Genomic DNA, 13888 nt, shown 5'->3' with positions numbered 1-13888 from the left:
CGGCCACCCAGTATGAGGGCGAGCGCCTTGGGCGATCGTGGGCGCAGGCGCCCTTATGTCGCCCGGGGCTACCATTCGAAGCCGATCCCGGTCAGGACCTGATGCGCCTTTTGGCGTTCCGGTTGCCCGGTCGTAGCGTCCGCATCGCCCAAAGGTGACAGGAAATTGTAGAGCACCTCCATCTGAACCGGACCGAAATCATAGCCGAGCCCACCGCCGGCCTGGAGCCCGAAGCCGGCCGGAGTTTCGCCGCGTGAAGACTCGTAGTAACCGCCGCCGAAGATCCGTCCGTACAGGCTGCGATACACGCGGTATTCGGCCCCGCCGCGCAGCCCCGCGCGGATAAAGGCGTCGCGATCGTCGACCGGCACATCGACGTGGATGCCGGCGGTCAGCGCGCCGCCCGCCCAATCCAGGAGCGCGTTATACTGCAGCGAGGCGACGAAACGTGTCCTGTCGCCCGAGAATTCGGCGCCAGCGAGACCTGTGCCCTGACTGGTGAAATGGAACCCCTGATAGGCGAGCGCACCGCCAAGCCCGGTCCAGAACCCGACCCTGGTCGCCGCGTCGGTATAGGCGACCTTGAGCGTGATCGGCCTCGTATAGCCGCCAAGGAACGCGGCCAGCTCGTCGAAATTCGTCTGTATGTCGATGCAGCCCGAACTGCCGCGCAACAGCCCGCCATGCAGGAAGAACGCGCTTCGTCCCTTGGCGTTGCCACATGGCCCTTGCCTGACCGCGACGGGATTGAGGTGTACCCGCCCTGCTCCCCAATCGCCGGGATGCATGCCCTGTCCCTGGACCGTGACGCTCGCTTCGCCGAGGATGCCGCCAACCAGAAGGTCCCACTGCTCTCCGGCCGAGAATTCGGTGATGCCCGGCGGCGAAAAGGCATAGGTCCCTTCAGGGATCGGCCCCTTGTCCTTGATGCCGGTGAAGCGCCGGTCGTTCAGGTAGGTGTCGTTATCGACATCGGCGCCACAGGCCTTCGCATCCTCTTCGGTGATCTTGATCGGGCGACCGGAATCGGAGCCATAGCGCATGATTTCAGCGCCATCGCCGTAGACGATCAGGTCCTCGCCGTTGAAGGCCATTTCGATTTTCTTGAAGTCGGTTGCCTTACGCCCGCGATCCGGTTCGCGGCGGATGGCCTGTGCGCCGGAGGTTTGCTGCAGGGTATGCGTCAACTCATGCGCCATCAGGCGTCGGCCTTCGGCGGTCCCAGGGGTGTACTCGCCCGAGGCGAGCGCAATGTCGTTGCCAAGGGCATAGGCGCGCGCACCGATCGTGGCGGCGGCCTCATCCACTTGCGGACCTTCATGGATGCGGACATGCGAAAGATCTCGCCCGAAACGCGGCGCGAAGAAGCCGGTTTCGGATCGGCTGAGCCCGCGCCCACCCGAGGAAACCGCCTTGGCCGCGGTGGCAGCGCCGGATGAATTCCCTACCGCGGCTCCGTCGCGTTGGACCGCAGCGGCGACCGTCGGTGTGACCATCCGTGCATCACCGCCCATGGCGACGGTGTCTGCGATTTGGTCGGCTTCGCGCTCGTAGACGTCGTTTGCCGGACCGACCATCGGCTTGCGCTGCAACGTGCCGGGCACGCCGCCCAGCGATCCAGGCAGCCGCATCCTGGGTTCGGATCCGATCGCACCACCGCGGTTGCCTGCAGCGCGAGGCATCGAGCGGTGGGCGCGGAGAGCGGTATGCAGGGACATCAGCCACCTCCTTTCGCGCGGGTGAGCGCACCTGCGATCTGGTTGCCGGTCAGGCGCCCGAGTGCTGCCGGCCCCTGCCCGCGTCCGTGCGACGGGTTCACGCGCACATGATCCGCGCTTTGCCCGCTCAACGCGCCTGGCCTGGTCAGTTCGCCAGGGTTGGCGGCAAGCTGCGCTCTGAGAGCCGCCTTCAACCCCTCGGCGAACGCGGCCGCATCGCCTGCTCGTGCCCCATGAACGCGAAGGCGATCGATGTTGACGGTGATGCGTGGATCGGTTGTCATTGCAGCCACCCTGCCCGTTCGGCATCGGTCATGGACCGGCCAACCTTGTCGTACTCCAGCTGCGCCGCCTGAAGGATTTCGGCCATCGACACCGCGCAACCCCGATCCGCCGCCAGGAAGGCCGCACCGAGCGCGATGTTGCGGATCGATCCACCCGCCAGGTTCAGTTGCGCCAGCTTGTCGTAGTCCAGTTCTTCCAGAGGTTGGGCGTCCGGGAAGATCCGCCTCCAGATCGCCCGACGTTCGGCGAGATTGGGAAACCGGAAATCGACGATGAAACGCAGGCGGCGCAGGAAGGCGTCGTCGATATTGTCGCGCATGTTGGTGGTCAGGATGCAGAGCCCGCGATAGGCTTCGAGCCGCTGCAGCAGGTAGCTGACCTCGATATTGGCGTGGCGGTCGTGGCTGTCCTTGACCTCCGACCGGCGACCGAACAGCGCATCGGCCTCGTCGAATTGCAGGATCACTCCGCCATCCTCGGCCGCATCGAAGACACGGCGCAGGTTCTTCTCGGTCTCGCCGACCCACTTCGACACCATCGCCGAAAGATCGACGCGGTAGACATCAAGCTCGAGCGCGTTGCCGATGACCTCGCCCGCCATCGATTTTCCCGCCCCTGACGGGCCTGAAAACAGCGCCGAGACGCCCAGCCCCTTGTTCTGAAGCCGCACGCCAAATCCCCAGTCCTCGTAAACCTGCGCGCGGTTGCGCACCTGGGCGACAATGCTGTCGAGCACGTCCTTCTGGCGCGGTGGCAGGATCAGGTCTTCCCAGTGCGCAGGCGAGGCCACGCGGTGGGCGAGGTCGTCCATGCGCGGGCGCGCGGCGCGACGGCATGCCTCCCAGGCGCGGGCCGCCAGATGCGCCGGATCGCGGTTGTCTTCCAGCGACACCTCGGCGGCGATGACGCGTGCGACTTCCGGGGCCACGCGGAAGGCTGAGGCAAGGCGCGGCAGCGCCGGGACCAGATCGGCGTCGTCATCTCCAAGAACGCTGTACCAAACGGCAAGCTGTTCGGAGGCTTTCAGGCGCGGCATCTCCAGGCGCAGCGCCAACCGATGACCGACCCGCATCGGCTCGGCCGAGGCTATTGCCAGTGGACCGCCGTAGGTTTCGGCAAAGAGCTGCGCGGTCCGGGTCTCACCCATGTCGTCATGCACCAGCACCAGCCGTGCGGCGCAAAGCGTCATGTCCCGCGTGAGCCCGGCAGCGAATTCCACCAGGTCGGCAGGCGTCTGGGGCAGAAGTTGGGAGTTGAGCGCATAGGTGATGGTGCCCATGGCTGCCGCAGCCTCGGCAAAGGCGCAAAGCTTGCCGTCCGGGTCGCCGCCGGTCAGATGCAGCATCGGTGTGTCCGGCAGCGACAGGCGGGATCGGATCTCGTGGGCCAGCGTGGCGCGGTTGGGGGCGAGCGACGTCGGTCGGGGAATGCGGCGAAGCACGGCGGCCGCGCCTGGCTCCAGCGTCGGCGCGCCGAGAAGGCGCAGCAAGACCGTGTCCGGCAGGCGCAGGCGCGCATCGACCAGCGAGTTGTTGCCCTCGATCCGGACGAGACCCGCCCGACGCAGTGGCGCCTCGGCAGACAACCCCTGCCAATGTGCGCCCGGCAGACGCGCCAGCGCCAGCGCCACTGTTGGGGCCGAGACAAGCGGATCGTCCAGCAGCCGCGCGACAACGTCACGCCCGTCCGGCTCCAGGGTGACATAGGCGCAGAGCAGCAGGACGTTGCGCCCGAACGCGTCCAGCCCAAACGTTTCGGCCAGTTCACACGCGGCGGTCCGTGGAGGCTTGTTGTCGGCGGTGGGGCCGTGTTCGAGCCAGGCCCGCACGGCCGGGAAGGCCTCGGCCAAGGAGGCGATATGGTCGGCGCCGTTCACAGCGAAAGCTCCGGGCCGGTGATCTGGCCATAGGTGGCGCTGCCTGGGGTTCTGTCGAGCGTGACGGGGCTCAGAAGCCCGTCGACATCCGCCCGAACGAGATAGTCGCCGCGCGGCAGGCTGACGAAGGAGAAGGTGAGCGAAGCGGCATTCGGCCCGCCCGCCACGGGGATACGCCCAGGCAGAACGACCTGTGCCGGCGTGGCCGGGTTGCGGTCATCGAGAAGCAACCGGACTGCCTGATCCGACAGGATCGACGGGGTAAAGCCGATATCGACGGTCCCGGTCGCGGTGGCGCCGCCAGGTGGCGCACTGATCGCGCCGACGGTGATCGCGGGGCTAAGCGCGAAAGCCAGTGCGTTGGAGCGGGTCCGCAGGTGATCCGGCTGATCGGCGCGGATCTTCGGCACGATCGCCTGGAGCCTGTGAACGCCAACGGTCAGCTCCGCCCCACCGAAAGTGGGCGCATCGAGGGGCACCGTCAGCGTCGTCTCGGATTGCGTCACACCGGTCATGACAAGGCCGCCGCCGTCCACTTCGAGCTCGAGCCCAGGCTTGCTCAAACCCCTCCCCGCGACATGCAGGGAACTGCCCCAGACCGGGGGTATGCTGCTAGCGGGCGCGGTTCCGGCTGCGTCGAGCCGGAGCGTCGACACCGGAGAAACCCAGAGGCCGGGATGGGCCACGGGGGTCGCAATCGGCGGTCGGTCCGAGGTCTCGATCACCACATGGTTGACCTCGTAGGACAGCGACAGCGCATAGGGCACCTGGTAGAAGATGGACCAGATCTTCGAGAAGTCGTCGATCGTCATCAACTGGCGGGTCACCCGCAGCCGGGCGAGCGCTGCTTCGAGATCGCTATCCTCCAGCTCTTCGTTGTCGTCTATGGCGTTGCGGATCGTGGCCTTGCTGAGCAGGGGCTCGTGCTCCAGTGCCAGCATCACTTCGCCCAGCATCAGGTCGGGCTCGAACGTATCGTGATTGCCATAGAAGCTCATGACGTAATGGAGGTTGAGCGCCAGCTTGCTGGGGCCGCGCATCTGCCCGGTAGCACCGCGCGTTGGCAGGTGATCGTTGGCATGCGCGGCATTGGGCTCGACCCGGTAGAGATGAAGATTGACCAGCGGCGCTGCATCCTCGGCGAGCTTGGCTGTCGGCGCGCCCAGCCGCACCTTGGCATTGGGCACGGCTGCGTTGGCCGCCGAGAGAATACGCCGGAGAAAGGCCGCGCTGACGGTGGATATGGCCAGCGGATTGCTCATCGCCCACCTGTCCCGTCGAGAAAGTCGTCGAGGCTGATCCCCCGATTGCGGGGCGTTGCCGGGGCTGGGTGGATGGCGCGTGGCGGGTCCATCACCACTTCGATTGTGCCGATATGGACCTCGACCGCGGGCGACTGCTGCGGCGTCGCAGTCCGGAGGGTGCCCTTACCTTGCGGGGGCTCCACGGCCCGCCTCGGCGCCGTGTCCTCGTGGGGCAGCAACGGCGCGGGTGGGCTGGGCACCGGGGCAATCGACGGCAGCGAGGCTGGGGGAGCATCGGCGACGGCGCGGAGGGTGTCCCGTTCGCGAAGCAGTTCCCTCGTGCGGGGCATATCCTGGACGACGTCACGCGCGGTGCCTGCGTGTGCTGCCGGTGCTGTGGACGGTGAGGCGGCGGCGTGCGCTGCTGCTGGTGTCTCGTTGGTCATAAGAGCATGCGGCAACGTCGCGGCCCGCGACGTGACCGGCTGCGTGGATGTCAGCGCTGCAGGCCCGACCGTTGCGGCGGGAGGCGAACTCGTCATGCGCCGCGACAGTGCAGCGGGCGCGGGTGTCGTATGGGGCACCGGTGGTGGCGGGGGCGCTGCGTTGCCGGCTGTGGCGGCGGCCGGGACGAACTGACGTGCCGTGGGAGCGAACGACCTCAAGGGAGAAGCCGCTTCTATGGCGGCTGGCGCACTGGCCGGGGTCGCGACCGATACCGGAGATGGCGCGCTGTCATTCTGAGCGGGCTCGGCCCTGTCGCCAAGCGTTTCAAAGGGAGCTGGCCGGCGCGGCGCCAGTCGGGGCAAAGTGCCGCGCGCACGCGCGGCGAGGTTGTTCAGGAACCCGCTCATGACAGCGCCTCGGCCACGTAGAAGGCGCGTCGATGCTCCGGCAAGGCGAGGATCTCGGCCTCGGACCAGTGGAAGACCCGCGCGATGTCCACGACATCATGCAAGATCTGGCGCGAGATCTGGCGCAGCTCGTGGGCGACGAAATGCACGCTGTCGAAAGCGACAGACTGTCTGGCCCCACACTCCGGGCAGATGGTTTCGAGCCACACATCTGCGCCGGGATCAATCGCCTCCAGTGCCTCGGCCAGCGCATCGAGCGGCAGATCCACCGCGGTCCCCTGAACCCGAGCCGCCAGCATCCGCGCGGCCGTTTCAGGCAGCGCGATGTTCTCGATGTCCAGAATGTCGCCGAGGTTCACCGGGCGCACGATTGCCTGCGCGCCGCCGATCTCGACCTCTTGATAACCCGGGTCCGGCCAAGGCGCCTCGCCCGCCAGACCGAACGCGGCGGGGTCGAGCGCCAGTTCGTAGATCTCGCCGCAGTCCTCGCAGGCCGGTTCCGCCCGGAGCGGGCCGGGTTTCAGCCGCGCGCGGACCTCAAGCACCAATCTGTCACGCGCACCGACCGGTAGGGCGAGCAAGGTCTCGCGGGTAGCCTCCGGATAGGCGCGCTGCAGCAGTGCGACGGACCATTGCCCCGGCGAGAGCACGCTCGCGCGGTCCGCAAGCTCGATCAGCGCGGAAGCGTCCAGCCGTGAGGGAACTCCGATGGTCATGGTCAGGCCGGAACTTCGAAGCTGGGCTCTTCAGGCTCGGTCACGTCTTCGTCGCGTTCCCATCCCTCGTTTTCCAGTTTCAGCGTCTGGATGGCGATGGCGCTGGCCGAGGCATCCATGTCGGAGAAGGCCGAAAATTCGGAGGGCCAGCACCGGTAGAGCTTGTAGGCGAGGACGATCTGGCCGGCCTCGTTGTAGATTTCGAGGATCAGGTCCTTGCGGAAGTCCTTGAGCGAAACTTCGGCCCCGAGACCCGCCCCGTAGTTCCAGACCTTGTTGGCCCATTGCTCGAACTGCTTGGAGTGGGTGACGCCGCGCTCCAGGGTGATCGCCTCGTACTCGGTCTGGCCGGGCGACTTGCGGCTGGTCGAGGGATCGCCGCCTTCGCGGTGTTTGACCACCTCGGTCGACCGCTTGAGACCGGAGCACTTGCTGACCCCTGCAACATAGTCGCCGTCCGGTAGGCGCAGGCGGAACTTGTAGGTCTTGTAGGGGTCGAAACGTCCGGCATTCGTGGTGAACTGTGGCATGTTTTACCCCTCCCCTTTAGGACGCGCTGCGGATCTGCTGGATCGAGATGATGACGAATTCGGCCGGCTGCAGCGGCGCGAAGCCGACGACGATGTTGACGATGCCGCGATTGATATCGTCCTGCGTCGTCGTCGAAGCGTCGCATTTGACGAAATACGCCTCCTTGGGGCTGGCCCCCTGGAAAGCGCCCTGCCGGAACAGCCGCTGCATGAACGAGCCGACCGAGAGACGGACCTGCGCCCAGAGTGGTTCGTCATTGCCTTCGAACACCACCCACTGCGTGCCGCGGAAGAGGCTCTCCTCGATGAAGAGCGCAAGGCGGCGGACCGATACGTATTTGTAGTCGTCCGACAGCACGTCCGAGCCCGCCAGCGTGCGCGCGCCCCAGACCACGCGGCCTATGTTCTGGAACGACCGCAGGCAATTGACGCCGATCGGGTTGAGCAGGCCGTTCTCCTGGTCGGTCAGTTTCACGGTCAGCCCATGGGTGTTCGACAAAGTTGCCGCCAGACCGGCGGGCGCCTTGAAGACCCCCCGATTGACATCGGTCCGCGAGATTACGCCCGCAACCGCGCCGCAGGGCGCGAAGGCGTCCACCTGGCCACCGCGCAACGGATCGCGTTTCAAGAGCCGCGGGAAATACAGCGCGGCGTTGCGGGCATTGGTCAGTGGAAGCACCTGGTCGGTGGCATCGAGCTGGGCGTTCTTTGCCGTCGTTGCCGCTGTGTCGGGGCTGGCGTCCCATTCGTTCGGCGGATCGACGATGTAAAGCGCGCGCCTTTCGGCGCAAAGCGCGGCCGCGGTTTCCCTGACCGCCTTGGGAAGCGTGGCCTCGCGGGTGTCGGGAGGGATGCAGAGAAGGTTGAAGATGTCCGCCTTTCGCAGCCCCTGCATACCGGTCTTCAGGGCCGGATCGCCTTGATAGGTCCCATTGGCGAGCGTCGTTCCATCGTCGCCGCCGGAAGCATTGCCGGTCGCGGCATCTGCGGGTCGGTTGTTGGCAAAGGTCGGCGCCGGCGGCGCTTCAACCAGGTTGCTTTGGGCGGCGAGTATCCGGTCGAACCGGCGCTGGCCGGCATCGCTTCTCATCGACAGGGTGCGCAACACCTCGCGTGTGTCGGTCGCCGTGTCGACGATCTCCAGATCAAAGATATCGTCGACGGTGAGCCCGTATTTCGCGGCCGCGGCTGCCGCACCCTCGGGGTCGGCGACGTCGGGATGCGAGATTCGTCCGGTCAGCGAATTGCCCCAGCCGCCGGGGCTCCTGGCCCGAAGGATCAGGGTGCCGACTGTCAGCCCCGCATAGCCGTCGCCGCCATCCTGTTCGAACAGCCGCAGGACCAGGCATTGCCCACCGCCATTGGCGAAGAAATCGTCGACAGCGTAGGAGACGTTGCTGTCGGTCCAGAGCCCGCCGAAGCGGCGATTGAACTCGCCCATGTTGAAGCAGGGCGTCGGCTCGCCGACGACCCCCTTCTTCGTTCGCCCGACGAAGGCTGCAATCGACGTCGGCACACCGGCGACGGTACGCACGCCCGAGTCGAGTTCTTGAATGTAGACACCGGGATAGGTCGGAGAGATGGGCATACGCGGCTCCTGTTTTCAAACGGATCGTGAATGCAAATGCGAGCGACGCATCGGGCGGCCCCTTCGGGCCGTCGAAACCGGATAGCAGTCAGATCAAACCGTCAGGCCGATCAGAACCGTGACCTTGGCGGGCTTGCCCGCGGATGTGTTGTGAACCGTCAGCGTGGTCAAATCGTCCGCAAACAGCTTGACCGCCTCTCCGAACAGAAGGATCGGGCCGCTGAGTGCGGAGGCGTTCGGTCTGTCTGCCTTGACCGTGACCGAACCGTCGAGGAGATCGGACGAGATTGTGAGGAAGGCGACATTGTCGACCTTGTCGACCTGCAACGCGAGATCACGCGCAGCACTTCCGGCATCGAGATCGACGGAGACGGAAACGATGCCGTCGCCGATCGATGCGCCTTTGGCCTGGATGGCAGACCCTGACTTTCCGGCGGCGGTGAGAGACCAGGTGATTGTTTCAGACATGAAGGCACCTCGGTGAAAAAGTTGCGCGATCAGTCGGAGAATTGAGAACGCAATCATGCATTGCGCCAGCCAACGCGGGCGCATCGGGCATGTCTGCTGATTTGAGGTCCAGCCCCTCGGCTACGACTTATGGAAATCCGAACGCATTTGCCGCGTCAAACATCGAAATGTGGCGCTTGAGATATACTTTCAGAACGTAAGAAGATAGTTATAAAGATACAGAACATGGAAAAAGTCAACGGAGATATTTTTAACCTCAACGTTGCGATGTTTAATTGAACTAAATTTTTGGTGGTTTTATTTAGGTATAATTTCCATATAAAATCTAAGGGCCGAGAAGTATACCTCAGGACTTTCGGCGCAGACGGCGAGACGCGTGTCGCACGCGGTTTAGAATGAAGCGCGTAGTGTCCGTGATGTGCGCCACTTTTTGCGAGATTAGGAGGCTCCAAGCGGCGTCGGCACTACATGGAGTATCGCTGCACCTTCGACTGCCGCGAGCGATCTGGTAGTTCAGCGGATGCTTTATGCGATGTTTTTTAGACCAGCGCTTGTACATCCATGCATGCACAGCTGCACAGAAGTGTGGACCGCTTCCATCCCATTGAAATCTTTTTAAAAAAGCGTCGTTGTTCCGTTTTGATGTGGTCGCCGTCTGGCAAGTTTGGCACGGGGCCGGCGTCAGGAGCGTCGGTTTCATATTCCGCCGTCTCTTGTTCTGGATGGTTGCTGCACAGCTCCGATCCCAAGCGTTTTGATCGCGCTCGCCTTTTCATGCGCGTCGCCGGCTGAGCGCCGGTGCTGCCCACGAATACGCCAGGGCTCCGCCCTTCCCTCTTTTTGCTCGCGACACTCTTCACAGGAACCGGTAAATGCGCATATAGTTGTACCGTACAACTATATGCGAGATTTCATGGTGTTGAACACGACCGTTATCGACCGCGTCCGTGACGCCTCTCGCCAGCTCGTCCGCGAGCTTGGTTTCATGAATGGATCGCTCGCAGGAACGGACCTGTCGCCCTCTGCCGTCCATGCTCTGATCGAGATTGAAACTTGCGACGGCATCACGGCCCGTGCACTCAGCGAAATCCTTCGGCTGGAAAAATCCAGCATCAGCCGGATGCTGCGCAAGCTTGTCCGCTCCGGCGACATCATCGAAGGGCCAGGTGAACAGGATGGGCGTGAAAGAAGGCTCTCGCTTAGCGCCGCCGGCCGGAGCCGGGTTGCGGCAATCCATGCGTTTGCGCGGGGCCAGGTCGCCGACGCGTTGGGTCGACTGTCGCCGCAAAAATGTGATGTCGTCCTTGACGGCCTGCGGCTTTACGCCCAGTCGCTTGCCGCAAAGCCAGACGATGTTCTGGCTTCCTCCCCGATCCAGATCAGCACCGGTTACCGCCCGGGCCTGATCGCCCGTGTCACCGACATGCATGGGCGCTACTACGGGCGCGTATCGGGCTTTGGTCAACGCTTCGAGACTGTGGTTGCAGGCGGTCTCGCCGCCTTCTGCGATCGTCTCGACAATCCCCGCAATGCGATCTGGACCGCCGTCCGCGACGACGAGATTATCGGCTCGGTCGCCATCGATGGTGAGGATCTTGGGCCCGGCATCGCGCATCTGCGCTGGTTCATTCTTGCAGATGGTGCGCGCGGCAGCGGCATTGGCCGCCAGTTGCTTTCGGCAGCACTGGACTTCGTGGACCAGAACCAGTTCAAGGAAACGCAGCTCTGGACCTTTGCAGGCCTTGCCGCAGCTCGGCATCTCTATGAGGCCTACGGCTTCACGTGTGTTGAAGAGGGCTCAGGCACGCAATGGGGGAGCGAAGTGCTGGAGCAGCGGTTCGCAAGGGCTTGCCCCTGAAGGTCTCGCCGCAATTGAGCGTGGCGGACACGCACAATACCCGGCTTGGATCATTGCGCCGAGGACGCGAACGTGTTGGCGATGCTGCGAAAGTTCTGGAGGGCTGCGTTTCCGTCGTTGCTGCGCCAGATCAGCCCGGTTTCGACAGTGGGAACGCGCCCTGAAAGCGCCAGATAGGTCACGCCCTCCCGTTGCAGCCGGGTCATGGACTGTGGAACGAGCGCGACCCCCATTCCGGCGGCGACGAGCCCGATGATCGTCTGCATCTGGATGGCTTCTTGGAAGACGGCGAAGGCCGCGCCATGGGCGGCGAAATAGCCGGAAACGAGATCGTGAAAGATCGGCGCGGATCGCCGCGGGAAAAGGATGAGCGGTGCGGCGAAGAAATCATGCGGATCAAGCGTTTCGCCACCGAAGCCGGTGCGCCTAGAATCGATCCACAGCGACGGAACCGCGGCGACCAGCGGTTCACGCAGAATGGGGCAATAGGTCAGCGTTTGGCTGAGCGAGGTGGATGGCGGCGCGATGACGAAGCCGGCGTCGACCTCTCCGCGCAGCAGCGCGTCGATCTGCACGTCGCTCGTCGCTTCCCGCAGAGACAGCTCGACCTGCGGGTAGGCAGCGCGGAACCGACTGACGATCGCCGGCAGCAAGCTGTAGTCGACAGTGCTGACGAAAGACAGGCGCAAGAGCCCCATCTCGCCACGGGCGAGCTTCCGTGCCGTCGCGGGAAGAGCCGTCGCCTCGTCCAGGACGCGCCTGGCATGCACAAGCCACTGCTCGCCCAGCGAGGTGAGCTTCACATGGCGCTTGGTTCGCTCGAAGAGCAGCAGGCCCAGCTCTTTTTCCAGAAGCTGGATCGATTGGCTGAGCGGCGGCTGTGTCATGTTCAGCCGTTCAGCGGCTCGCCCAAAATGAAGTTCCTCGGCAACCGCAACGAACTGGCGGAGCTGTCTCAGTTCCATGTTGCTCTCTGATATCCCTGGCGACCTAATATGATGTTATAAATATATTTCACAACCCTCCACGGAGCCAATAGGGTGCCGACAGTTTCGGGAGGCAGTGATGACCCACAACCAAAGATCAAAGCACATTACGCAAGGCATCGCCCGTTCGCCGAACAGGGCGATGTATTATGCGCTCGGATATCAGAAGGCGGATTTTGACAAGCCGATGATCGGCATTGCCAATGGGCACTCGACAATCACGCCGTGCAATGCCGGGCTGCAGCCTTTGGCAGATGCGGCTGTTGAAGCCATCAAGGCTGCCGGTGCCAATCCGCAGATATTCGGGACGCCGACCATTTCGGACGGCATGTCCATGGGCACGGAGGGTATGAAGTATTCCCTCGTCTCGCGCGAGGTCATTGCCGATTGCGTCGAGACGACCGTGCAGGGGCAGTGGATGGACGGCGTGCTCGTGCTTGGCGGATGCGACAAGAACATGCCCGGCGGCATGATCGGCATACTGCGCGCCAATGTTCCGGCGATTTACGTCTATGGCGGCACGATCAAGCCCGGCCATTGGAAGGGCAAGAGCCTGTCCGTTGTCTCGGCATTCGAGGCCGTCGGCGCCTACATGGCCGGAAAGCTGAGCGAAGAGGATTTCGAGGGGATCGAGCGCAATGCCTGCCCGACAACCGGGTCCTGCGGCGGCATGTATACCGCCAACACGATGAGTTCCTCATTCGAGGCGCTGGGCATGTCGCTGCCCTACTCCTCGAACATGGCGAACCCCGACAGGGAGAAAATCGACAGCACCGTCGAAAGTGCACGTGTCCTGGTCGAGGCGGTGAAGATGGGCATCAAGCCGCGCGACATCGTCACGCGACAGTCGATCGAAAATGCCGTTTCACTCGTCATGGCAACGGGTGGTTCGACGAATGCGGTGCTGCACTATCTCGCGATCGCGCATGCGGCCGAGATCGACTGGACGCTGGAGGATTTCGAGCGCGTCCGGCTGCGGGTGCCGGTTCTCTCCGACCTCAAGCCTTCGGGTCGCTACATGGCGGTCGACCTGCACCGGGCCGGTGGCGTTCCGCAGGTCCTGAAACTGCTTCTGAACGCAGGTCTGTTGCACGGGGATTGTCTGACCATAACCGGCCGGACACTGGGGGACGAGCTCTCGAGTGTGCCCGACGAGCCTCGGGCGGATCAGGATGTTATCCGGCCACTCACTGCGCCGCTCTATCGTGAAGGACATCTCGCAATCCTTAGGGGGAACCTGGCCGAAGGCGGGGCGGTGGCCAAGATCAGCGGCCTCAAGCATCCGGTCATCACCGGCCCGGCCCGGGTGTTCGAGGACGAGCAATCCGCCATGGACGCCATTCTGTCGGACCGCATCAAGCCCGGCGATGTCGTCGTCCTTCGTTATCTCGGCCCGAAAGGCGGTCCGGGCATGCCGGAAATGCTCGCGCCTACGTCTGCCATCATCGGTCGGGGTCTTGGCGAGAGCGTCGGTCTCGTCACCGATGGACGGTTCTCCGGCGGCACATGGGGCATGGTGGTCGGGCACGTCACCCCGGAAGCGTTCGAGGGCGGAACCATCGCGCTCGTTGAAGACGGTGACCAGATCACCATCGACGCGCAGCGCCAGTTGCTGCACCTCGACGTTCCGGACGAAGAGATCGCGCGACGGCGGGCGCTGTGGCGACAGCCCGAACCACGATACCGTCGCGGCGTCCTGGCCAAGTTTGCAGCCTTGGTCCGCCCGGCGAGCGAAGGCGCGGTCACGGGGTGAGGCTCCGGGCTG

Annotated in this window: 12 protein-coding genes; 3 read left to right on the top strand and 9 right to left on the bottom strand. The window is 64.2% G+C overall.

The genetic code is table 11. The annotated features are described in order from the left end of the window. Positions 1–68: 68 nt before the first annotated feature. The 4 genes from VGO04_RS28970 to VGO04_RS28955 are packed head-to-tail and all read right to left on the bottom strand — an operon-like array spanning position 69 to position 5141. Positions 69–1718 carry an eCIS core domain-containing protein gene (locus VGO04_RS28970; RefSeq protein WP_327499415.1) on the bottom strand — a complete coding sequence of 550 codons (1650 nt, stop codon included), beginning with the start codon at positions 1716–1718 and terminating at the stop codon, positions 69–71. Further along, positions 1718–2002 (bottom strand): hypothetical protein, encoded by a 285-nt coding sequence (locus VGO04_RS28965; protein ID WP_327499414.1) that lies wholly within the window; start codon positions 2000–2002, stop codon positions 1718–1720. The genes VGO04_RS28970 and VGO04_RS28965 overlap by 1 nt, the downstream gene beginning before the upstream one ends. Continuing rightward, a complete protein-coding gene (locus VGO04_RS28960; RefSeq protein ID WP_327499413.1) occupies positions 1999–3879 on the bottom strand; it encodes an ATP-binding protein in 1881 nt (626 codons plus the stop codon). Before VGO04_RS28960 ends, VGO04_RS28965 begins: the two co-directional genes overlap by 4 nt. Further along, a complete protein-coding gene (locus tag VGO04_RS28955; protein WP_327499412.1) occupies positions 3876–5141 on the bottom strand; it encodes a DUF4255 domain-containing protein in 1266 nt (421 codons plus the stop codon). The genes VGO04_RS28960 and VGO04_RS28955 overlap by 4 nt, the downstream gene beginning before the upstream one ends. Before the next feature lie 420 nt (positions 5142–5561). On the opposite strand from VGO04_RS28955, the gene VGO04_RS28950 reads away from it, so the two are divergent. Continuing rightward, a complete protein-coding gene (locus VGO04_RS28950) occupies positions 5562–5762 on the top strand; it encodes a hypothetical protein (protein ID WP_327499411.1) in 201 nt (66 codons plus the stop codon). A 211-nt stretch (positions 5763–5973) separates the two neighbouring features. Here VGO04_RS28950 and VGO04_RS28945 read toward each other — a convergent pair whose 3' ends face one another. The 4 genes from VGO04_RS28945 to VGO04_RS28930 form a co-directional block, all read right to left on the bottom strand. Then, on the bottom strand, positions 5974–6693 hold the full coding sequence (locus tag VGO04_RS28945) for a hypothetical protein (protein ID WP_327499410.1): 720 nt from the start codon (positions 6691–6693) through the stop codon (positions 5974–5976). A 2-nt stretch (positions 6694–6695) separates the two neighbouring features. Beyond that, the gene (locus tag VGO04_RS28940; RefSeq protein WP_327499409.1) at positions 6696–7223 is read right to left on the bottom strand and encodes a phage tail protein; all 528 of its coding nucleotides are present in this window, start codon (positions 7221–7223) and stop codon (positions 6696–6698) included. Between the two features lie 16 nt (positions 7224–7239). Continuing rightward, positions 7240–8811 (bottom strand): phage tail sheath family protein, encoded by a 1572-nt coding sequence (locus VGO04_RS28935; RefSeq protein WP_327499408.1) that lies wholly within the window; start codon positions 8809–8811, stop codon positions 7240–7242. 93 nt (positions 8812–8904) lie between these two features. Further along, positions 8905–9279, bottom strand: coding sequence for a hypothetical protein (locus VGO04_RS28930; protein ID WP_327499407.1), 375 nt, complete (start codon positions 9277–9279; stop codon positions 8905–8907). A 913-nt stretch (positions 9280–10192) separates the two neighbouring features. On the opposite strand from VGO04_RS28930, the gene VGO04_RS28925 reads away from it, so the two are divergent. Beyond that, a complete protein-coding gene (locus tag VGO04_RS28925) occupies positions 10193–11137 on the top strand; it encodes a helix-turn-helix domain-containing GNAT family N-acetyltransferase (RefSeq protein WP_327499406.1) in 945 nt (314 codons plus the stop codon). Between the two features lie 50 nt (positions 11138–11187). On the opposite strand, the gene VGO04_RS28920 is transcribed toward VGO04_RS28925, so the two are convergent. Then, positions 11188–12102 carry a LysR substrate-binding domain-containing protein gene (locus VGO04_RS28920; RefSeq protein WP_327499405.1) on the bottom strand — a complete coding sequence of 305 codons (915 nt, stop codon included), beginning with the start codon at positions 12100–12102 and terminating at the stop codon, positions 11188–11190. 100 nt (positions 12103–12202) lie between these two features. On the opposite strand from VGO04_RS28920, the gene ilvD reads away from it, so the two are divergent. Further along, positions 12203–13876 carry a dihydroxy-acid dehydratase gene (gene ilvD, locus VGO04_RS28915; protein ID WP_327499404.1) on the top strand — a complete coding sequence of 558 codons (1674 nt, stop codon included), beginning with the start codon at positions 12203–12205 and terminating at the stop codon, positions 13874–13876. The last annotated feature ends 12 nt before the right edge of the window (positions 13877–13888 follow it).

The organism is Ensifer sp., assembly GCF_035999185.1.
In the GTDB taxonomy this organism is placed as follows: Bacteria; Pseudomonadota; Alphaproteobacteria; order Rhizobiales; family Rhizobiaceae; genus Ensifer.
This window is presented reverse-complemented; position numbering and strand designations above follow the sequence as displayed.